Below are 22,505 nucleotides of genomic sequence, written 5' to 3'. Positions count from 1 at the left end.
GGCCGGTGTTCCAGGGGCTGCGGGCGGTGTGGCGGCGCGGGGAGGAGCTGTTCGCCGAGGTCGCGCTGCCGGACCAGGCCGATGGCCGTGCCTTCGGCCTGCACCCCGCGCTCTTCGACGCCTGCCTGCACGCGTCGGTCTTCCTCGACGGTGAGCAGCAGGGCCAGGGCGGGGTGCCGTTCTCCTGGACGGGGGTGTCGCTGCACGCGGCGGGTGCCTCGGCAGTGCGGGTGCGGCTGAGCCGTTCGGGCAGCGGCACGCTGTCCCTCGCCATCGCCGACACGGCGGGTGCGCCTGTGGCGTCGGTGGAGTCGCTGCTGGTCCGGCCGATCTCGGTGGAGCAGCTGGGCGCGACCGATTCGCTGTTCCAGCTGGACTGGGTGCCGGTCCCCGCTGGTGTGCCGGTCTCCTTCGTGGAGGTCGACGTCCTGGATGCGCTGGTCGAGGTCCCGTCGGTTGTCGTCGTCCCGCTGGCCGGCTCCGGCGCTGGTACGGAGTCGGTGCACGCGTTGACGGCGCGGGTGCTGGGCCTGGTGCAGGAGTGGCTGTCCGAGGAGCGCTTCGGTCGCTCGCGGTTGGTGTTCGTGACGCGTGGTGCGGTGTCGGGTGCGGATCTGGCCGGGGCTGCGGTGTGGGGCCTGGTGCGTTCGGCGCAGTCGGAGAACCCGGGCCGGTTCGGCCTGGTGGATCTGGACGGTGACGCGGCGGACTTCGCCGGGGCGCTGGGGTCGGACGAGCCGCAGTTGCTCGTTCGTGCCGGTGAGGTGCTGGCGGCGCGGCTGGTGCGCGTTCCCGTGTCGGATGCGGTTACCGGTCCGGTGTGGGATGCCGAGGGCACGGTGCTGGTCACTGGTGGTACGGGTGGTCTGGGGCGTCTCGTGGCCCGTCACCTGGTCACCGAGCACGGGGTGCGCAGCCTGCTGCTGGTCAGCCGTCGCGGCCCGGCGGCGGACGGCGTCGGCGAGCTGGTGGCCGAGCTGGCCGCGCTCGGCGCGGAGGTCCTCATCGAGGCGTGTGATGTGGCGGACCCCGACGCCGTGGCGGCCCTGGTGTTCCGTCACCCGGTGCGTGCGGTGGTGCACACGGCCGGCGTCCTGGACGACGGTGTCGTCCCGGCCCTCACACCGGAACGTCTGGCGACCGTCCTACGTCCGAAGGTGGACGCGGCCTGGAACCTGCACGAGGCGACCCGCGAGCTGGACCTGTCGGCCTTCGTCCTCTTCTCCTCGGTCGCGGGGACCTTCGGCAGCGCGGGGCAGGCCAACTACGCCGCTGCCAACGCTTTCCTGGACGCATTGGCGCGACTGCGCCAGTCGCAGGGCCTGCCGGGCGTCTCACTCGCCTGGGGTCCGTGGGCGCAGACCGCCGGTATGACGGGTGGGCTGAGCGACGCCGATGTGGAGCGCATCGCGCGACTCGGCATGCCGGCGATCTCTCCCGAGCGCGGGGTGGCGCTGTTTGACGCCGCGCTGTCCGGTGGACAGCCGGCGGTTCTGCCGGTCCGCCTGGACCTGGCGGCGCTGCGGGCACAGGGAGAGGTTCCGGCGTTGCTGCGGGGGCTGATCCGTATGCCTGCCCGTCGGACCGCCGCCTCCGGTGCGGCGACCGATCTCGTGGCACGCCTGTCCGGGCTGTCGGTGGTAGAGCGGCGTGAGGTGCTGCTCGACCTGGTGTGCGGGCAGATCGCGGTGGTGCTGGGACACGGTGGTGCGGCGGACGTGGATCCGACGCGGGCGTTCCAGGATCTCGGCTTCGACTCGCTCACGGCGGTCGAGCTGCGCAACCGGCTGGGGACGGTGACGGGTCTGCGGCTGCCCGCGACGGTGGTCTTCGACTACCCGAGCGCCGACGCCCTGGTCGGCTACCTGCTGGACGAGCTCCTCGGCGCCGAAATTTCTGTTCCAGTCCGAGTCCTACCGCCGGTTGCGGACGACCCGGTGGTGATCGTGGGCATGGCCTGTCGCTACCCCGGCGGGGTCCGGTCGCCGGAGGATCTGTGGCGCCTGGTCGCGGACGGCGTCGACGCGATCTCGGACTTCCCGACCGACCGAGGCTGGGACGTGGAGTCGCTCTACAGCGCAGACCGCGCGATGCTCGGCACCTCCTACACCCGCTCGGGCGGCTTCCTCCACGACGCCGCCGCTTTCGACCCCGAGTTCTTCGGGATGAGCCCGCGTGAGGCGCTGGCCACGGACACCCAGCAGCGGTTGCTGCTGGAGACGACCTGGGAGGCGTTCGAGGGCGCGGGCATCGACCCGGTGTCGCTGCGCGGCAGCCAGACCGGCGTCTTTGCCGGCGTGATGTACAACGACTACGCCAACCTGCTCGGCGCGCCCGAGTTCGAGGGTCAGCAGGGCAGCGGCAGTGCGCCGAGCATCGCGTCGGGCCGGGTCTCCTACACGCTGGGCCTGGAAGGCCCGGCGGTGACGGTGGACACCGCCTGCTCCTCGTCGCTGGTCGCGCTGCACTGGGCGGCGCAGGCGCTGCGCTCGGGGGAGTGCACGCTCGCGGTGGCCGGCGGTGTGACGGTGATGTCCACCCCGCACACGTTCGTGGAGTTCTCGCGGCAGGGCGGCCTGTCGGCCGACGGCCGGTGCCGTTCGTTCTCGGACTCGGCGGACGGCGTGGGTTGGGCCGAGGGTGTCGGCATGGTGGTGCTGGAGCGTCTGTCGGATGCGCGCCGCAACGGGCACCGGGTGCTGGCGGTGCTGCGCGGCAGCGCGGTCAACCAGGACGGTGCGTCGAACGGACTCACCGCCCCCAACGGTCCGTCGCAGCAGCGGGTGATCCGCCAGGCCCTGGCATCCGCCGGCCTGTCGACCTCCGACGTCGACGCGGTGGAGGCACACGGGACTGGTACCACCTTGGGTGACCCGATCGAGGCCCAGGCACTGATCGCCACCTACGGCCAGGACCGTGTCCGCCCGCTTCTGCTCGGCTCCTTGAAGTCCAACATCGGCCACACCCAGGCGGCGGCGGGAGTCGCCGGGGTGATCAAGATGGTGATGGCGATGTGGCACGGTGTGCTGCCGCGCACGCTGCATGTGGACGCGCCGTCCTCGCATGTGGACTGGAGTGCCGGTGCGGTCGAGTTGCTGACTGAGCAGACGGTGTGGCCGGAGGGTCCGGGGCGTCCGCGTCGGGCTGGTGTGTCGTCCTTCGGGATCAGCGGCACGAATGCGCATGTGGTGCTGGAGCAGGCGGAGTTCGAGCCTGCCGTCTTGCAGGCGTCCGTCACGGCCGGTGTGGTGCCGTGGGTGCTGTCCGGCCGGACGGAATCCGCGCTGCGGGCCCAGGCCGCGCGGCTGCTCGCGCATGCCGGGGACCTGGAACCGGTCGACGTGGGGCACTCGTTGGTCACCTCGCGCTCGCTCTTCGCGCACCGCGCGGTGGTCGTGGCGGCGGATCGCTCGGAGGCGCTGGCTGCACTGGCCGCGGGCGCGCCCGTCGCCGGGGTGGTCGAGGGTTCGGCGCGCGGGGGCAGGACGGCGTTCCTGTTCTCGGGCCAGGGCTCGCAGCGACTCGGGACGGGTCGTGAACTCCACGCCCGTTTCCCGGTGTTCGCGGAGGCCTTCGACGCGGTGTGCGCGGAGTTCGACGCTCCCGTGCGTGACGTGGTCTGGGGCGGGGACGAGGAGTTGCTGAACCGGACGGACTTCGCCCAGGCGAGCTTGTTCGCCGTCGAAGTCGCGCTGTACCGGTTGCTCGAATCCTTCGGTGTGCGCCCGGACTTCGTGGCCGGCCACTCGATCGGCGAGATCGCCGCAGCGCACGTCGCCGGTGTCCTCTCCCTCGCGGACGCTTGCGCGCTGGTGGCGGCGCGTGGCCGCTTGATGCAGGCGCTGCCCGCAGGTGGCGCGATGGTCGCCGTGCAGGCAACCGAGGACGAAGTCCTACCGCTGCTCAGCGACTTCGTCTCCATCGCCGCACTCAACGGTCCGTCGTCCGTCGTGCTCTCCGGCGCCGAGGACGCGGTCGATGCGGTCCTGGCCCACTTCACCGGCCGCAAGACGACCCGCCTGCGCGTCTCGCACGCCTTCCACTCCCCGTTGATGGATCCGATGCTCGAAGACTTCCACGCGGTCGTCGCGGGCCTGACACTGAACGCTCCAACCATCCCCCTGGTGTCGAACCTGACCGGTGAGATGGCGACCGGCGAGGAGCTGCGCTCGCCGCAGTACTGGGTGGACCACATCCGCCAGGCCGTCCGCTTCGCCGACGGCGTCCGCACCCTGACCGACCAAGGTGTCACCCGCTTCCTGGAGTTGGGCCCGGACGGCGTCTTGTCGGCGCTCGCCGAGCAGTCGGCCGACGCCGACGCGCTGATCACTCCCACGCTACGCAGGAACCGGGCCGAGGAGGCTACGGTCGTCCAGGCCCTGGCAGAGCTCCACGTCGACGGCGCGAAGGTCGACTGGACGGCGCTCTTCGCCGGAACCGGCGCCCGCCAGGTCGAGCTGCCCACCTACGCCTTCCAGCACCAGCGCTTCTGGCCCACCGGCTCCGCCCTGCGCGCCGGTGACGTCCGCTTCGCTGGCCTCACGTCTGCGGAGCACCCGCTGCTCGGGGCGGCGGTCGAACTGGCGGACGACGAGGGTGTCCTGCTCACCGGTCGGCTCTCACTGGAGTCGCACCCGTGGCTCGCGGACCATGTGGTGAAGGGCGCCGTGCTCGTACCGGGCACGGCGTTGCTCGAACTGGCGATCAGGGCGGGCGACGAGGTCGGCTGCGGCCAGGTCGAGGAGCTGACGCTGGCGGCCCCGCTGCTGCTGCCCGCGCGGGGCGGTGTCCGGGTTCAGGTGCGCGTCGGGATACCGGATGCGTCCGGACGGCGGGCGCTCAGCGTGCACTCCCAGCCGGACGGCCAGGAGCACGGCCCCTGGACGCGGCACGCTAGCGGCGTGTTGGCGGCGGACTCCGTCGAGCCAGAGGCGTTCGCCGCCTCGGAGTGGCCGCCGGTCGGCGCGGAGCCGGTGTCGGTCGAGGGTGCGTACGAGCGGTTCGCGGGGGCCGGCTTCGGCTATGGGCCGGTGTTCCAGGGGCTGCGGGCGGTCTGGCGGCGCGGGGAGGAGCTGTTCGCCGAGGTCGCGCTGCCGGACCAGGCCGATGGCGGTCCTTTCGGACTGCACCCCGCCCTCCTGGACGCCGCGCTGCACGCCGTCATCCTGGAGAGCGGTACCGACGACACCGTCGTCCCGTTCGCGTGGAACGATGTGTCGCTGCATGCGGTGGGTGCGTCGGCGGTGCGCGTGCGGCTGCTCCGCGTGGGGGAGGACGGGCTGTCGCTGGCGGTGGCCGATGCGGCGGGTCGGCCGGTGCTGTCGGTGGGTTCGATGGTGGGCCGTCCGGTGTCGGTGGAGCAACTGGGTTCGGTGGATCCGTTGTTCGGGGTTCAGTGGTCGGTGGTGCCGTCGGGCGGGGCTGATGGTCTCTCCTGGGTGGCGTGGGAGGAGCTGTCGGCCTCGGGTGTGGTGCCGGAGGTGGTGGTGTTGGACTGCTGCGCTGCTGGTCCGGTGGTGGATGTGCCGTCGGGGGTGCGTGGGGTGTTGCGTCGGGTGCTGGACGCGGTGCAGGTGTGGTTGGTGGATGAGCGGTTCGCGGGTTCGCGGTTGGTAGTGGTGACGCGGGATGCGGTGGCGACGGCTGAGGGTGCGGGCGTGAACGTGGTGCAGGCTCCGGTGTGGGGTCTGGTGCGTTCGGCGCAGGCGGAGAACCCGGGGCGTTTCCTGCTGGTGGATACCGATGCGGGTGTTCAGGAGGCTGTGGCTGCTGCGGTGTTGGGTGAGCCGGAGTGCGCGGTGCGCGGCGGCGAGGTGTGGGTGCCGCGTCTGGTGCGCCTGGCGCCGGGTGCGTCCGAGTCGGTCTTCGATGCTGATGGTGTGGTGTTGGTGACGGGCGGTACCGGTGGTCTGGGCGCGGTGGTGGCCCGCCACTTGGTGACCGACTGCGGGGTTGGGCACCTGGTGTTGACGAGTCGTCGCGGCTTGGAGGCGCCGGGTGCAGCGGAGTTGGTGGTCGAGCTGTCCGAACTGGGTGCCGCCGTCCAGGTGGTGGCGTGTGATGTGTCCGATCGTGCCGCGTTGGCGGGCCTGGTGGAGGGGATCGTCGCGTTGCGTCCGCTGACCGGCGTCATTCACGCCGCCGGTGTTGGCGACAACGCGCTGGTGGGTGCGCTGACTCCTGAGCGTATCGACGCGGTGTTGGCGCCGAAGGCCGATGCGGCCTGGTACCTGCACGAGTTGACGCGTGGGATGGATCTGGCGGCGTTCGTGTTGTTCTCTTCGGCCGGCGGTCTCGTGCTGACGGCGGGTCAGGGCAACTATGCGGCGGCGAACGTGTTCCTGGACGGTCTGGCGGCGCAGCGTCGCGCCGAGGGCCTGGTCGCGACCTCGATGGCCTTCGGCCTCTGGGACGCCGGCACGGGCATGGGCCGGTTCCTCGCCGACATCGACCGCAAGCGACTGGCGACGCAAGGCGTCCCCGTCCTCCCGCACGACACCGGCCTCGCTCTCTTCGCCGCCGGTCTGCGCTCCGAGCGCGCAACCGTGGTGCCGATCCGGGTGGATGTGGCCGCGCTGCGGGCGCGGGCCGACGAGGTCCCGGCGCTGCTGCGCGGCCTCACCCCGAAGGCTCGCCGCGCCGTCGTTGCCGCTCTGCCGGTGCCGAGCACCCTGGGGGAGCGGCTGGTCGGGCTCACCGCGGGCGAGCGGGACCGTGCGGTGCTCCAGCTGGTGCGTGCGCAGGTCGCGGCGGTGCTGGGGCACGCCTCGGCCGAGGCGATCGAACCCGACCGCGCCTTCCAGGAGCTCGGCTTCGACTCACTCGCCGCCACCGAACTGCGCAACCAGCTCAACATCCTCACCGGCCTGCGCCTGCCGGCCACCCTCGCCTTCGACTACCCCAACGCCCAGACCGTCGCCGCCCACATCCTCGGGGTGCTCGGCGGCTCTACCGGTACGGCCACGGGCCCGGACGCCCCCGTGCAGCCCGCCGCCTCGGACGACGAGCCGATCGCCATCGTCGGCATGGCCTGCCGCTACCCGGGCGGCGTGAGCAGCCCCGACGAGCTGTGGCAGCTGCTGGTGGACGGCCGCGACACCGTCTCGGACCTGCCGGGCAACCGCGGCTGGAACATCGAGGACCTCTACGACCCGGAGGTCGGCAAGGAGGGCAAGAGCTACACCCGCCGAGGCAGCTTCCTGCACGACGCGGCGGCGTTCGACCCGGCCTTCTTCGGCATCTCGCCGCGCGAGGCGCTCTACATGGACCCGCAGCAGCGGCTGCTGCTCGAAGCCTCCTGGGAGGCGCTGGAGCGGGCGGGCATCGACCCGGCCTCGCTCAAGGGAAGCCGGACCGGTGTGTACGCGGGCGTGATGTACCACGACTACGCGCTCAACACGAACCCCTCCGGTACCAGCGGCGGCAGCGTCGTGTCGGGCCGGGTCTCCTACACGCTGGGCCTGGAGGGCCCCGCGGTGACGGTGGACACCGCCTGCTCGTCCTCACTCGTCGCGCTCCACCTGGCGGCGCAGGCGCTGCGCTCGGGCGAGTGCTCGCTGGCGCTGGCCGGCGGAGCCACCGTGATGTCCACGCCGGGCATGTTCATCGAGTTCAGCCGGCAGCGCGGGCTGTCCGCGGACGGCCGCTGCAAGGCGTTCGCCGGTGCGGCGGACGGCGTCGGCTGGTCGGAGGGCGTCGGCGTGCTGCTCGTCGAGCGGCTGTCGGACGCGCTGCGCAACGGTCACCCCGTCCTCGCGGTGATCCGCGGCTCGGCCGTCAACCAGGACGGCGCGAGCAACGGTTTCGCCGCGCCGAACGGGCCGTCGCAGCAGCGGGTGATCCGGCAGGCGCTGGCGTCCGCCGGTCTGTCGGCCTCGGACGTCGACGCGGTGGAGGCGCACGGGACCGGCACCACGCTGGGCGACCCGATCGAGGCGCAGGCGCTGCTCGCGACCTACGGGCAGAACCGTGACCTGCCTTTGCTGCTGGGTTCGATCAAGTCCAACATCGGCCACGCCCAGGCGGCGGCTGGTGTGGCAGGCGTGATCAAGATGGTGCTGGCGATGCGGCACGGTGTGCTGCCGCGCACCCTGCACGTGGACCGGCCGTCGCCGCACGTGGACTGGTCCGAGGGCGCGGTCGAGCTGCTGACGGACCCGGTGGACTGGCCGGAGACCGGCCGTGCGCGGCGCGCGAGCGTCTCGGCGTTCGGCATCAGCGGTACCAACGCCCACGTGATCCTGGAGCAGGGACCGCAGCAGCCTCTTCCCGCGCCGACGGCCGAGCCGTCCGGCGCTGTCCCGTGGCTGCTCTCGGCGGCGTCGCCGGAGGCCCTGCGGGCCCAGGCCGGACGACTGCTCGCGTTTGCAGAGTCCGCGTCGGCGCCAGGTCCGCTGGAGACCGCCGCCGCGCTGGCCACCACCCGGGCGGCCCTCGAACGCCGCGCGGTGGTGATCGGCACCGACCGCGCCGAGCTGCTCAGCGGCCTGCGCGCACTGGCCGACGGCGACTCGGCGCCCGATGTCTTCACGGCGTCCGCGCGGAGCGGCGAATCGACGGCGTTCGTCTTCTCGGGCCAGGGGTCGCAGCGACTCGGGATGGGTCGTGAACTCCACGCCCGTTTCCCGGTCTTCGCGGACGCCTTCGACGCGGTCTGCGCCGCCTTCGACTTCCCCGTGCGCGACGTGGTCTGGGGTGAGGACGAGGGGCTGTTGAACCGAACGGACTTCGCGCAGGCGGGGTTGTTCGCGGTCGAGGTCGCTCTCTTCCGGTTGCTCGAATCCTTCGGTGTGCGGCCGGACTTCGTGGCCGGCCACTCGATCGGCGAGATCGCCGCCGCGCACGTCGCCGGGGTGTTCTCGCTGGCGGACGCTTGCGCGCTGGTGTCGGCGCGCGGCCGTCTGATGCAGGCGCTGCCCGCGGGTGGCGCGATGGTCGCTCTTCAGGCGTCGGAGGACGAAGTCCTGCCGCTGCTCGGTGACTTGGTCTCGATCGCGGCACTCAACGGCCCGTCGTCCCTCGTGCTCTCCGGCGCCGAGGACGCGGTCGACGCGGTCCTCGCCCACTTCACCGGCCGCAAGACGACCCGACTGCGGGTCTCGCATGCCTTCCACTCCCCGCTGATGGACCCGATGCTCGAAGACTTCCACGCGGTCGTCGCGGGGCTGTCGCTGAACACCCCGAGCATCCCCGTGGTGTCGAACCTGACGGGTGAGGTGGCGACCGGCGAGGAGCTGCGCTCGCCGCAGTACTGGGTGGACCATGTCCGCCGGGCCGTCCGCTTCGCCGACGGCGTGCGGACGCTGCACGCGCTCGGCGCGACCCGGTTCCTGGAGATCGGGCCGGACGCGGTGCTCACCGGCATGGTCCAGGACGGCCTGGACGAGGCGGCGGCCGGTGCCCTGCTGGTGCCGGCCTGTCGCCGGGACCGGGACGAGGTCCGCACGCTGGTGACGGCGGTGGCCCGGCTGCATGCCGCCGGCGCGGCCGTGGACTGGCACGGGCTCTTCCCCGCCGCCGGTTCCCGGCCCGGCTCTCGGCCCGTTGACCTCCCGACGTACGCGTTCCAGCGTCAGGAGTACTGGCTGGACGCCACCAGCCCGCTCGCGGACCTGAGTTCGGTCGGTCTCGGCGCGGCGGACCACCCGCTGCTGGGCGCGGCCGTCGAGCTGGTCAACACGGACGGGTACCTCTTCACCGGTCGGCTCTCCCTGGAGTCGCACCCGTGGCTCGCGGATCACGCGGTGCTCGGGCGGGTGCTCGTGCCGGGTACGGGACTGCTCGAACTCGCCCTGAGGGCCGGTTCGGAGGTCGGCTGCGAGGTGGTCGAGGAGCTGACGCTCGCCGCACCGCTGCTGCTGCCCGACCACGGCGGTGCGCAGGTCCAGGTGTGGATCGGTGAACCCGACGGCTCCGGCCGTCGGAGCGTGGCCGTGCACTCCCGTCCGGACGGCGGGCAGGGCGAGGCGTGGGCGCGTCATGCGTCCGGCTTCCTGACGCCTGCGGTCGCTACCGCCGCCGTCGCCGCGTTCGACCTGAGCGCCTGGCCGCCGGTCGGCGCGGAGCCGGTGTCGATGGAGGGTGCGTACGAGGGCTTTGCGGGGGCCGGCTTCGGTTACGGGCCGGTGTTCCAGGGACTGCGGGCGGTCTGGCGGCGTGGGGACGAGCTGTTCGCCGAGGTCGCGCTGCCGGACCAGGCTGATGGCGGTCCCTTCGGACTGCACCCCGCGCTGCTGGACGCCTGCCTGCACGCGGCGATCCTGACGAGTTCGGGCGACACGGCCATTCCGTTCGCGTGGAACGGAGTGTCGCTGCATGCGGTGGGTGCGTCGGCGGTACGAGTGAGGTTGGCGCGGGTGGGTGACGCCGGATGGTCGCTGGCGGTGGCCGATCTGGCGGGCCGGCCGGTGCTGTCGGTGGACTCGATGGTGGGCCGTCCGGTGTCGGTGGAGCAACTGGGTTCGGTGGATCCGTTGTTCGGGGTTCAGTGGTCGGTGGTGCCGTCGGGCGGGGCTGATGGTCTCTCCTGGGTGGCGTGGGAGGAGCTGTCGGAGTCGGCAGCGGTGCCGGCGGTGGTGGTGTTGGACTGTGCTGCCGGTCCGATGGTGGATGTGCCGTCGGGGGTGCGCGCGGTGCTGCGTCGGGTGCTGGACGCGGTGCAGGTGTGGTTGGCGGATGAGCGGTTCGCGGGTTCGCGGTTGGTGGTGGTGACGCGGGATGCGGTGGCGACGGCTGAGGGTGCGGGCGTGGACGTGGTGCAGGCTCCGGTATGGGGTCTGGTGCGTTCGGCGCAGGCGGAGAACCCGGGGCGTCTCCTGCTGGTGGATACCGATGCGGGTGTTCAGGAGGCTGTGGCTGCTGCGGTGTTGGGTGAGCCGGAGTGTGCGGTGCGGGGCGGCGAGGTGTGGGTGCCGCGTCTGGTGCGTCTGGCGCCGGGTGCGTCCGAGTCGGTCTTCGATGCTGATGGTGTGGTGTTGGTGACGGGCGGTACCGGTGGTCTGGGCGCGGTGGTGGCCCGCCACTTGGTGACCGACTGCGGGGTTGGGCACCTGGTGTTGACGAGTCGTCGCGGCCTGGAGGCGCCGGGTGCAGCGGAGTTGGTGGTCGAGCTGTCCGAACTGGGTGCCGCCGTCCAGGTGGTGGCGTGTGATGTGTCCGATCGTGCCGCGTTGGCGGGCCTGGTGGAGGGGATCGTCGCGTTGCGTCCGCTGACCGGCGTCGTTCACGCCGCCGGTGTTGGCGACAACGCGCTGGTGGGTGCGCTGACTCCTGAGCGTATCGACGCGGTGTTGGCGCCGAAGGCCGATGCGGCCTGGTACCTGCACGAGTTGACGCGTGGGATGGATCTGGCGGCGTTCGTGTTGTTCTCTTCGGCCGGCGGTCTCGTGCTGACGGCGGGTCAGGGCAACTATTCGGCGGCGAACGTGTTCCTGGACGGTCTGGCGGCGCAGCGTCGCGCCGAGGGCCTGGTCGCGACCTCGATGGCCTTCGGCCTCTGGGAAGTCGGCGCCGGACTCGGTGAGCTCCTGCGGGATGTGGACCGGAAGCGGATGGCGGGTCAGGGCGTCCCGGCGCTGACCCACGAGGCGGGCTTGGCGCTGTTCGCGGCCGGTCTGCGCTCCGAGCGGGCCAACGTGGTGCCGATCCGGGTGGATGCGGCCGCGCTGCGGGCGCGGGCCGACGAGGTCCCGGCCCTGCTGCGCGGCCTCACCCCGAAGGCTCGCCGCGCCGTAGTCGCCGCTGTGCCGACGACCACGCTGGGGGAGCGGCTGGCCGGGCTGGCCGCCGCCGAGCGGGACCGTGCGGTGCTCCAGCTGGTGCGTGCGCAGGTCGCGGCGGTGCTGGGGCACGCCTCGGCCGAGGCGATCGAACCCGACCGCGCCTTCCAGGAGCTCGGCTTCGACTCACTCGCCGCCACCGAACTGCGCAACCAGCTCAACATCCTCACCGGCCTGCGCCTGCCGGCCACCCTCGCCTTCGACTACCCCAACGCCCAGACCGTCGCCGCCCACCTCTGCGAGCAGCTGTGGTCGGGTACGGCGGGCAGCGGCAGTGGCGAGGACGAGATCCGGCAGGCCCTCCAGTCGATCCCGACCAGCCGCCTGCGCGATGCGGGGCTGATGGACAGCCTGCTCGAACTGGCGGAGGTCCGCATCGCGACCTCTGCTCCAGCGGACCTGGACGGCGAGCGTGAGGACGACGGCGACGCGCTGCGCGCCGCACGCGAGGACGCCCAGCGGCTGCGTGCGCAGAACCGCGAGCTCGTCGCGACCCGGCACGAGCCGATCGCCATCGTCGGGATGGCCTGCCGCTACCCGGGCGGTGTGACGACCCCGGAGGAGCTCTGGCAGCTGGTGATGTCCGGCGGCGACGCGATCTCCGCGCTCCCGAACGACCGCGGCTGGGACCTCTCCTCGCTGCGCGACCCGAACGCCGACGGGCCGGACGCCTACTACACCCGCGAGGGCGGATTCCTGCACAAGGCAGCCGAGTTCGACCCGGACTTCTTCGGCATCTCCCCGCGGGACGCGCTGGCGATGGACCCGCAGCAGCGCCTGACGCTCGAACTCTCCTGGGAGGCGCTGGAGCGGGCCGGCATCGACCCGACCTCGCTGCGCGGTACCCGGACCGGCGTGTTCGCCGGCGTGATGTACCACGACTATCCCGGCAGCGACGGGAACGGCAGTGTCGTCCCCGGCCGGGTCTCCTACAAGCTCGGCCTGGAGGGGCCCGCGGTGTCGGTGGACACCGCCTGCTCCTCCTCGCTGGTCGCCCTCCACCTCGCGGTCCAGGCCCTCCGGCAGGGCGACTGCTCGCTCGCGCTGACCGGTGGCGTCACCGTGATGGCGACCCCCGGCGTGTTCGTGGAGTTCGGCCGCCAGGGGGCGCTCGCCTCGGACGGGCGCTGCAAGGCGTTCGCCTCGGCCGCCGACGGCACCGGGTTCGCGGAGGGCGCGGGCTTCCTGGTGGTCGAACGGCTCTCGGACGCCGTCCGCAACGGGCACCCCGTCCTCGCGGTGATCCGCGGCTCGGCCGTCAACCAGGACGGCGCGAGCAACGGCCTCACCGCCCCCAACGGCCCCTCGCAGCGCCGCGTGATCAAGCAGGCGCTCGCCAACGCCCGGCTCGCCGCCGACCAGATCGACGTGGTCGAGGCGCACGGGACCGGGACGACGCTGGGCGACCCGATCGAGGCGCAGGCGCTGCTCGCGACCTACGGGCAGAACCGCGACCGGCCTTTGCTGCTGGGGTCGGTCAAGTCCAACATCGGTCACACGCAGGCTGCTTCGGGTGTGGCAGGCGTGATCAAGATGGTGCTGGCGATGCGCCACGGCGCACTGCCGGCGACCCTGCACGTCGACGAGCCGAGCAGCCAGGTCGACTGGTCGGCGGGGGCGGTCCAGCTGTTGACCGAGGCCCGGGAGTGGGGCCCGAGCGACCGGCCGCGGCGCGCGGGCGTCTCCTCCTTCGGGATCAGCGGCACCAACGCCCACGTCCTGGTGGAGGAGGCGCCCGCCGCAACGGCGAACGGCCCGGCCTCAGCCCTGGATCCGGTCGTCGTCCCGTGGCTGCTCTCCGCCGCGACGCCGGAAGCCCTGCGGGCGCAGGCTGAGCGCCTGCTCGCTCTGGTCGGCCGGACGGCCACCCTCCGTCCGCTCGACATCGCGTATTCGCTGACCGCGACCAGGGCCGCCCTGGACCACCGGGCGGCGGTCGTTGCCGCCGACCGCGATGAACTCCTGGCCGGACTGGCCGTGTTGGCGCGCGGAGAGCGGCCCGCGGGGTCGGGCGGCGGGGGACTGCTGGCCTTCCTCTTCTCGGGCCAGGGGTCGCAGCGACTCGGGATGGGGCGTGAACTGCACGCCCGCTTCCCGGTGTTCGCGGAGGCCTTCGACGCGGTGTGCGCGGAGTTCGACGCTCCCGTGCGTGACGTGGTCTGGGGTGGGGACGAGGGGCTGTTGAGCCGGACGGACTTCGCGCAGGCGGGGTTGTTCGCGGTGGAGGTGGCGCTGTACCGGTTGCTCGAATCCTTCGGTGTGCGGCCGGACTTCGTGGCCGGCCACTCGATCGGCGAGATCGCCGCCGCGCACGTCGCCGGGGTGTTCTCGCTGGCGGACGCGTGTGTGCTGGTGTCGGCGCGCGGCCGTCTGATGCAGGCGCTGCCCGCGGGTGGCGCGATGGTCGCTCTTCAGGCGTCGGAGGACGAAGTCCTGCCGCTGCTCGGTGACTTGGTCTCGATCGCGGCACTCAACGGTCCGTCGTCCGTGGTGCTCTCCGGCGTCGAGGACGCGGTCGATGCGGTCCTGGCCCACTTCGCGGACCGCAAGAGCACGCGTCTGCGGGTCTCGCATGCCTTCCACTCCCCGCTGATGGACCCGATGCTCGAAGACTTCCACGCGGTCGTCGCGGGCCTGTCGCTGAACACCCCGAGCATCCCCGTGGTGTCGAACCTGACGGGTGAGGTGGCGACCGGCGAGCAGTTGCGCTCGCCGCAGTACTGGGTGGACCATGTCCGCCGGGCCGTCCGCTTCGCCGACGGCGTGCGGACGCTGCGCGCGCTCGGCGCGACCCGGTTCCTGGAACTGGGCCCGGACGGCGTCCTGTCGGCGCTGGCCCAGGAGTCGGCGGGAGAGGAATCGGTCCTCACACCGGTGCTGCGCAAGGGCCGGGCCGAGGAGGCCACGGCCGTCCAGGCCCTGGCAGAGCTCCACGTCCACGGCGTGAAGGTCGACTGGGCCGCGTTCTACGCAGGGACGGGCGCCCGCCGGGTGGATCTGCCGACGTACGCGTTCCAGCGCCAGAGGTACTGGTCGGCCGCGACGGCGTACGCGGGGACAGCGGAGTCCGTCGGCCTGAAGTCCGCCGAACACCCGTTCCTCACAGGGTCGGTGGAGCTGGCCGGCTCCGACGGGTACCTGTTCACGGGTCGGTTGTCGGTGGAGTCGCATGCGTGGCTGGCGGACCATGTGGTGAAGGGCGCGGTGCTCGTACCGGGCACGGCGCTGCTTGAACTGGCGGTCAGGGCGGGTGACGAGGTCGGTTGCGGTCAGGTGGAGGAGTTGACGCTTGCTGCGCCGCTGGTGCTGCCGGCGGTGGGTGGTGTGCGGGTGCAGGTGTGGGTCGGTGAGCTGGACGTCGCAGGTCGTCGTGCGGTGACTGTGCACTCCTGCGTTGATGGTGCGGCGGATCAGGTGTGGACGCTGCATGCGAGCGGTGTGCTGGGGACCGCGGGCGTGGTGCCTGCGGCGTTCGATGCGGTGGTGTGGCCGCCGTCCGGGGCTGAGTCGGTGTCGGTGGAGGGTGTGTACGAGCGGTTCGCGGACAGCGGCTTCGGCTATGGGCCGGTGTTTCAGGGGCTGCGGGCGGTGTGGCGGCGCGGGGACGAGGTTTTCGCCGAGGTCGCTCTGCCGGACCAGGCCGATGGCGGCGCGTTCGGTCTGCACCCGGCGCTGTTCGACGCGGCGCTGCATGCCGCGCTGTTCCTCGGTGGCGAGGGTGAGGGCGGGGTGCCGTTCTCCTGGACGGGGGTGTCGCTGCATGCGGCGGGTGCTTCGGCGGTGCGGGTGCGGTTGACGCGCTCGGCCAACGGCGCGCTGTCGCTCGCGTTCGCCGACACGGCGGGTGCACCGGTCGCGTCGGTGGAGTCGCTGGTGGTCCGGCCGATCTCGGCCGAGCAGCTGGGCGCGACCGATCCGCTCACCCGGGACTCGCTCTTCCAGCTGGACTGGACGCCGGTCTCCCCGGCCGCCGACGTTCCCTTCGTGGAGGTCGACGTCCTCGACGCGCTGATCGACGTCCCGCCGGTTGTCGTCGTTCCGCTGTCCGCTTCCGGCGCTGGCGCGGAGTCGGTGCACGCGCTGACGGCGCGGGCGCTTGGTCTGGTGCAGGAATGGTTGTCCGAGGAGCGCTTCGCCGTCTCGCGTCTCGTCTTCGTGACCCGTGGGGCGGTCTTCGGTGCGGATCTGGCCGGGGCTGCGGTGTGGGGCCTGGTCCGGTCGGCGCAGTCGGAGAATCCGGGCCGCTTCGGCCTGGTGGACCTGGACGGTGACGCGGCGGACTTCGCCGGGGCTCTGGGATCGGACGAGCCGCAGTTGCTCGTTCGTGCCGGTGAGGTGCTGGCGGCACGGCTCGCGCGGGTTCCCACCTCGGATGCCGCGCCGTCCTGGAACACGGAAGGGACCGTGCTGATCACCGGTGGTACGGGTGGTCTGGGCCGCCTCGTGGCTCGCCACCTGGTCGCCGAGCACGGTGTCCGCAGTCTGCTGCTGGTGAGCCGTCGCGGTCCCACCGCGGACGGTGTCGCCGAGTTGGTGGCCGAACTGGCCGCCCTCGGCGCCGAGGCGCTGGTCGAGGCCTGCGACGTGGCGGACCCCGCTGCCGTCACGGCCCTGATATCCCGCCACCCGGTCCGCGCGGTGGTGCACACGGCCGGCGTCCTGGACGACGGCGTCCTCCCGTCCCTCACCCCCGACCGCCTGGCGACCGTCCTGCGCCCCAAGGTCGACGCGGCCTGGAACCTGCACGAGGCGACCCGCGAGCTGGACCTGTCGGCCTTCGTCCTCTTCTCCTCCGTCGCGGGGACCTTCGGCAGCGCCGGGCAGGCCAACTACGCCGCCGCCAACGCCTTCCTGGACGCGCTCGCCCGGCATCGCCAGTCGCAGGGCCTGCCGGGCGTCTCACTCGCCTGGGGTCCGTGGATCAGCACCGGTGGCGGTATGACCGGCGAACTGAGCCAGGCCGACGTGGACCGGATGACCCGGGCAGGAGTCCCACCGCTCGCTCCCGAGCAGGGGCTCGCGCTCTTCGACGCGGCGGTGGCCGGTGTCGAGCCGAGCGTGCTGCCGGTCCGCCTGGACCTGGCGGCGCTGCGGGCGCACGGTGAGGTTCCGGCGTTGCTGCGGGGGCTGATCCGGCTGCCTGTCCGCCGGGTCGCCGCCTCCGGCGTGGGGGCCGATCTCGCGGCACGTCTGTCCGGGCTGTCCGTGGTTGAGCGCCGTGAGGTGCTGCTCGACCTGGTGCGCGGCCAGATTGCGCTGGTGCTGGGCCACGCGGGTTCGGAGACGGTGGATCCGACGCGGGCGTTCCAGGATCTCGGCTTCGACTCGCTGACGGCCGTCGAGCTGCGCAACCGGCTGGGCGCGGTGACGGGCCTGAGGCTGCCGGCGACGGTGGTCTTCGACTACCCGAGCGCCGACGCCCTGGTCGGCTACCTGCTGGACGAGCTCCTCGGCGCCGAACGTGCCCTGCCGGTCCGGGTGTTGCCGCCGGTTGCGGACGACCCGGTGGTGATCGTCGGGATGTCCTGCCGCTACCCCGGCGGGGTCCAGTCGCCGGAAGATCTGTGGCGCCTGGTCTCGGACGGCGTGGACGCGATCTCGGGGTTCCCGACCGACCGCGGTTGGGACGTGGAATCGCTCTTCGACCCGGACCCGGAGCACTTGGGCACCTCCTACACCCGTTCGGGTGGATTCCTGCGCGAGGCAGGGCAGTTCGACCCGGCGTTCTTCGGGATGAGCCCGCGCGAGGCGCTGGCGACCGACGCACAGCAGCGGTTGCTGCTGGAGACAACGTGGGAGGCCGTCGAGCGGGCCGGGATCGACCCCGTTTCGCTGCGCGGCAGCCAGACCGGCGTCTTCGCCGGCGTGATGTACAACGACTACGCCAACCTGCTCGGCGGACCGGAGTTCGAAGGCCACCAGGGCAGCGGCAGCGCGGGCAGTGTGGCCTCGGGCCGCGTCTCCTACACGCTGGGCCTGGAGGGTCCGGCGGTGACCGTGGACACCGCCTGCTCCTCGTCGCTGGTGGCGATGCACTTGGCGGCGCAGGCGCTGCGCTCGGGCGAGTGCTCGCTGGCGGTGGCCGGCGGCGTGACGGTGATGTCCACCCCGAGCACCTTCGTCGAGTTCTCCCGGCAGCGGGGCCTCTCACCGGACGGCCGCTGCAAGGCCTTTGGTGACTCGGCCGACGGCGTGGGTTGGGGCGAGGGCGTCGGCATGGTGGTGCTGGAGCGTCTGTCGGATGCGCGGCGCAATGGGCACCGGGTGTTGGCGGTGCTGCGTGGCAGTGCGGTGAACCAGGACGGCGCGTCCAACGGCCTCACCGCCCCGAACGGACCGTCGCAGCAGCGGGTGATCCGCCAGGCGCTGGCGTCCGCCGGTCTGTCGACCTCCGACGTCGACGCGGTGGAGGCGCACGGCACGGGCACGACGCTGGGTGACCCGATCGAGGCGCAGGCGCTGCTGGCGACCTATGGTCAGGAGCGGGAACGGCCTTTGCTGTTGGGTTCGTTGAAGTCGAACATCGGTCACACTCAGGCTGCGGCGGGTGTGGCGGGTGTGATCAAGATGGTGATGGCGATGCGGCACGGCATGTTGCCGCGCACGCTGCACGTTGACGCGCCGTCCTCGCACGTGGACTGGACTGCGGGCGCGGTCGAGTTGCTGACCGAGCCGGTGGAGTGGCCGCAGGATGCGGATCGTCCGCGTCGGGCGGGCGTGTCGTCGTTCGGGATCAGCGGCACCAACGCGCATGTGGTGCTTGAGCAGCCGCAGTTCGAACCCGCCGTCGCGGAGGCATCCGTCACGGCCGGTGTGGTGCCGTGGGTGCTGTCGGGCCGGACGGAGTCCGCCCTGCGGGCCCAGGCCGCGCGCCTGCTCGCGCACGCCGACGGCCTCGAACCGGTGGACGTGGGACACTCGTTGGTCACCTCGCGCTCGCTCTTCGCGCACCGCGCGGTGGTCGTCGCGGCTGACCGATCCGAGGCACTGGCAGCCCTGGCCGCAGGCGAGCCCGTCACCGGCGTGATCGAAGGTGCGGCACGTGGAGGCAGGACGGCGTTCCTGTTCTCGGGCCAGGGTTCGCAACGACTCGGAATGGGCCGCGAACTCTACGCCCGCTTCCCGGTGTTCGCCGATGCCTTTGACGCGGTGTGCGCGGCCTTCGACGCTCCCGTGCGCGACGTGGTCTGGGGTGAGGACGAGGAGCTGCTGAACCGGACGGACTTCGCCCAGGCGGGTCTCTTCGCGGTCGAAGTCGCGCTCTTCCGCCTCGTCCAGTCTCTCGGAGTGCGGCCGGACTTCGTGGCCGGCCACTCGATCGGCGAGATCGCGGCAGCGCACGTTGCCGGGGTGTTCTCCCTCGCGGACGCCTGCGCCCTGGTCGCGGCGCGCGGTCGGCTGATGCAGGTGCTGCCTGCCGGTGGTGCGATGGTCGCGGTGCAGGCGAGGGAGGACGAAGTCCTGCCGCTGCTAAACGAGTTCGTGTCGATTGCTGCGGTGAACGGCCCGTCCTCCGTCGTGCTCTCCGGTGCCGAGGACGCCGTCGACGCGGTTCTGGCCCACTTCGCGGACCGCAAGACGACGCGTCTGCGGGTCTCGCATGCCTTCCACTCGCCGCTGATGGATCCGATGCTCGAAGACTTCCGGACGGTCGTCGCGGGCCTGTCGCTGAACACCCCGAGCATCCCCGTCGTGTCTAACCTGACCGGTGAACTCGCCACCCGTGACCAGCTCTGCTCGCCGCAGTACTGGGTGGACCATGTCCGCCGGGCCGTCCGCTTCGCCGACGGCGTCGCCTGCCTGACCGCCCAAGGTGTCACCCGCTTCCTGGAGTTGGGCCCTGACGGCGTGTTGTCCGCGCTCGCCGAGCAGTCGGCCGACGCCGACGCGCTCCTCGTCCCGGTCATGCGCAGGGACCGAGCCGAGGAGGCCACGCTCGTCCAGGCCCTGGCAGAGCTCCACGTCGACGGCGCGAAGGTCGACTGGACGGCACTCTTCGCCGGAACCGGCGCCCGCCAGGTCGAGCTGCCCACCTACGCCTTCCAGCACCAGCGCTTCTGGCCGACCGGCTCCGCCCTGCGCGCCGGTGACGTCCGCTTCGCCGGCCTCGAATCCCCGGAGCACCCGCTGCTCACGGGATCCGTGGAACTGGCAGGCTCCGACGGCTTCTTGCTGACCGGTCGCCTCTCCCAGCAGTCGCACGCATGGCTGGCGGATCACAAGATCCTGGGCTCGGTGCTGGTGCCGGGGACGGCCCTGGTCGAACTCGCGATCCGGGCCGGCCACGCGGTGGACTGCGACCTGCTGGAGGAACTGACGCTCGCCGCACCGCTGGTCCTGGCGGAGCAGGGCGGCGTTCAGCTCCAGGTGGGCGTCGGCGCGGCCGACGAGTCCGGACGCCGGACGGTCAGCGTGCACTCGCGGCCCGGCAGCAGCCCGCAGACGGCGTGGACGCTGCATGCGAGCGGTGTGCTGGCGCCTTCCAGCACGCGGCCTGCGGTGTTCGATGCGGTGGTGTGGCCGCCGTCCGGGGCTGAGTCGGTGTCGGTGGAGGGCGCGTACGAGCGGTTCGCGGACAGCGGCTTCGGTTACGGGCCGGTGTTCCAGGGGCTGCGGGCGGTGTGGCGGCGCGGGGAGGAGCTGTTCGCCGAGGTCGCCCTGCCGGACCAGGCTGATGGCGGTGCCTTCGGCCTCCACCCCGCCCTCTTCGACGCGGCCCTGCATGCCGCGCTCTTCCTCGGTGGCGAGGGCGAGGGCGGCGTCCCGTTCTCCTGGACGGGTGTGTCACTGCACGCGACCGGTGCTTCGGCCCTGCGGGCGCGGTTGACGCGCTCGCCCAACGGCACGCTGTCGCTGGCGTTGGCCGATACCGCTGGTGCGCCGGTCGCCTCGGTGGAGTCGCTCGTGGTCCGGCCGATCTCGGCCGGGCAGCTGGGGGCGACCTCTCCGCTGTTCCAGCTGGACTGGGTGCCGGTCTCGGCCGGTGCGCCGGTCTCCTTCGTGGAGGTCGACGTCCTCGACGCGCTGGTCGACGTCCCGCCGGTCGTCGTCGTCCCGCTGGCCGCTTCCAGCCCCGGCGCGGACTCGGTGCACGCGCTGACGGCCCGGGCGCTTGGTCTGGTGCAGGAATGGTTGTCCGAGGAGCGGTTCGCCGTCTCGCGTCTCGTCTTCGTGACCCGTGGCGCGGTCTCCGGCGCGGATCTGCCCGCGGCTGCGGTCTGGGGTCTGGTCCGCTCCGCGCAGTCGGAGAACCCGGGTCGCTTCGGCCTGGTGGACCTGGACGGCGTCGAGGACGACGCCACCGCGGCGCTGGGGTCGGACGAGCCGCAGTTGCTCGTTCGTGCCGGTGAGGTGCTGGCGGCGCGGCTCGCGCGGGTTCCCACCTCGGATGCCGCGCCGTCCTGGAACACGGAAGGGACCGTGCTGATCACCGGCGGCACGGGCGGCCTGGGCCGTCTCGTCGCCCGCCACCTGGTCACCGAGCACGGCATCCGCAGTCTTCTCCTGGTCAGCCGCCGCGGCCCCGCCGCAGACGGCGTCACCGAGCTGCTGGCCGAACTGGCCGCCCTCGGCGCGCAGGCGCTCGTCGAGGCCTGCGACGTCGCCGACCCCGACGCCGTCACGGCCCTGATATCCCGCCACCCCGTCCGCGCGGTGGTGCACACGGCCGGCGTCCTGGACGACGGCGTCCTCCCGTCCCTCACCCCCGACCGCCTGGCCACCGTCCTGCGCCCCAAGGTCGACGCGGCCTGGAACCTGCACGAGGCGACCCGCGAGCTGGACCTGTCGGCCTTCGTCCTCTTCTCCTCGGCAGCCGGCACGCTCGGCAACCCGGGACAGGCCAACTACGCCGCCGCCAACGCGTTCCTGGACGCGCTCGCCCGGCAGCGCCAGACGCAGGGCCTCCCGGGCGTCTCGCTCGCCTGGGGCCCCTGGGCCCGGACCGCCGGTATGACCGGTGAGCTGACCGAGGCCGAGGCACAGCGGATGGCCCGCTCGGGGATGCCGCCGCTCACGCCCGAGCAGGGGCTCGCGCTCTTCGACGCGGCGGTGGCCGGTGTCGAGCCGAGCGTGCTGCCGATCCGCCTGGACCTGGCGGCTCTGCGAGCGCACGGCGAGGTGCCCCCGCTGCTGCGCGGACTGGTCACCGCACCCGCCCGCCGGAGCGCCGTCGCCGGTTCGGCGCCCGACCTGGTCCGCCGGCTCTCCGCGCTGCCGCAGGCCGAGCGGCGCGAGGCGCTGCTGGCGGCGGTGTGCGGGCAGGTCGCCGTCGTGCTCGGGCACAGCAACGCGGCCGAGGTGGATCCCGAACTGGCCTTCAAGGACCTCGGGTTCGACTCCCTCACCGCGATCGAACTGCGCAACCGCCTGGGCGCGCTCGCCGGGGTCCGTCTGCCGGCCACGCTGGTCTTCGACTACCCGACGCCCGCGGAGCTGGTGGACCACCTGTTCACCCAACTCGCACTCGCGCCGCAGTCGCCGACCGGTCCGGCGGCGATCCTCGCCGAACTGGAGAAGCTGGAGCGCTCGTTCGGGGAACTGGAGGTCACCGAGGAGGTCTTCGACCAGGTCGCGGGCCGGCTGGACGTCCTCAAGGCCAAGTGGGGAGCTCTGCGCGACACCGGCAGCGGCAGCATCACCACCGCCGACGGTGAGGTGTTCGACTTCGACTCCGCCTCCGACGACGAGGTCTTCGACCTCCTCGACAACGAGCTGGGCCTGTCGTGA

1 protein-coding gene (cut by a window edge) is annotated in these 22,505 nt (G+C 72.4%); it reads left to right on the top strand.

The window, feature by feature from the left end; translation table 11 throughout:
- Positions 1-22,505: the 3' portion of a type I polyketide synthase gene (locus P3T37_RS15875; RefSeq protein WP_280724291.1), read on the top strand. Its footprint begins 8,242 nt before the window's first position; the window shows 22,505 of its 30,747 coding nt (coding positions 8,243-30,747); its start codon lies beyond the left edge, outside the window; it ends in the stop codon at positions 22,503-22,505.

Origin of the sequence: Kitasatospora sp. MAA4 (genome assembly GCF_029893355.1) — a bacterium.
In the GTDB taxonomy this organism is placed as follows: domain Bacteria; phylum Actinomycetota; class Actinomycetes; order Streptomycetales; family Streptomycetaceae; genus Kitasatospora.
This window is presented reverse-complemented; position numbering and strand designations above follow the sequence as displayed.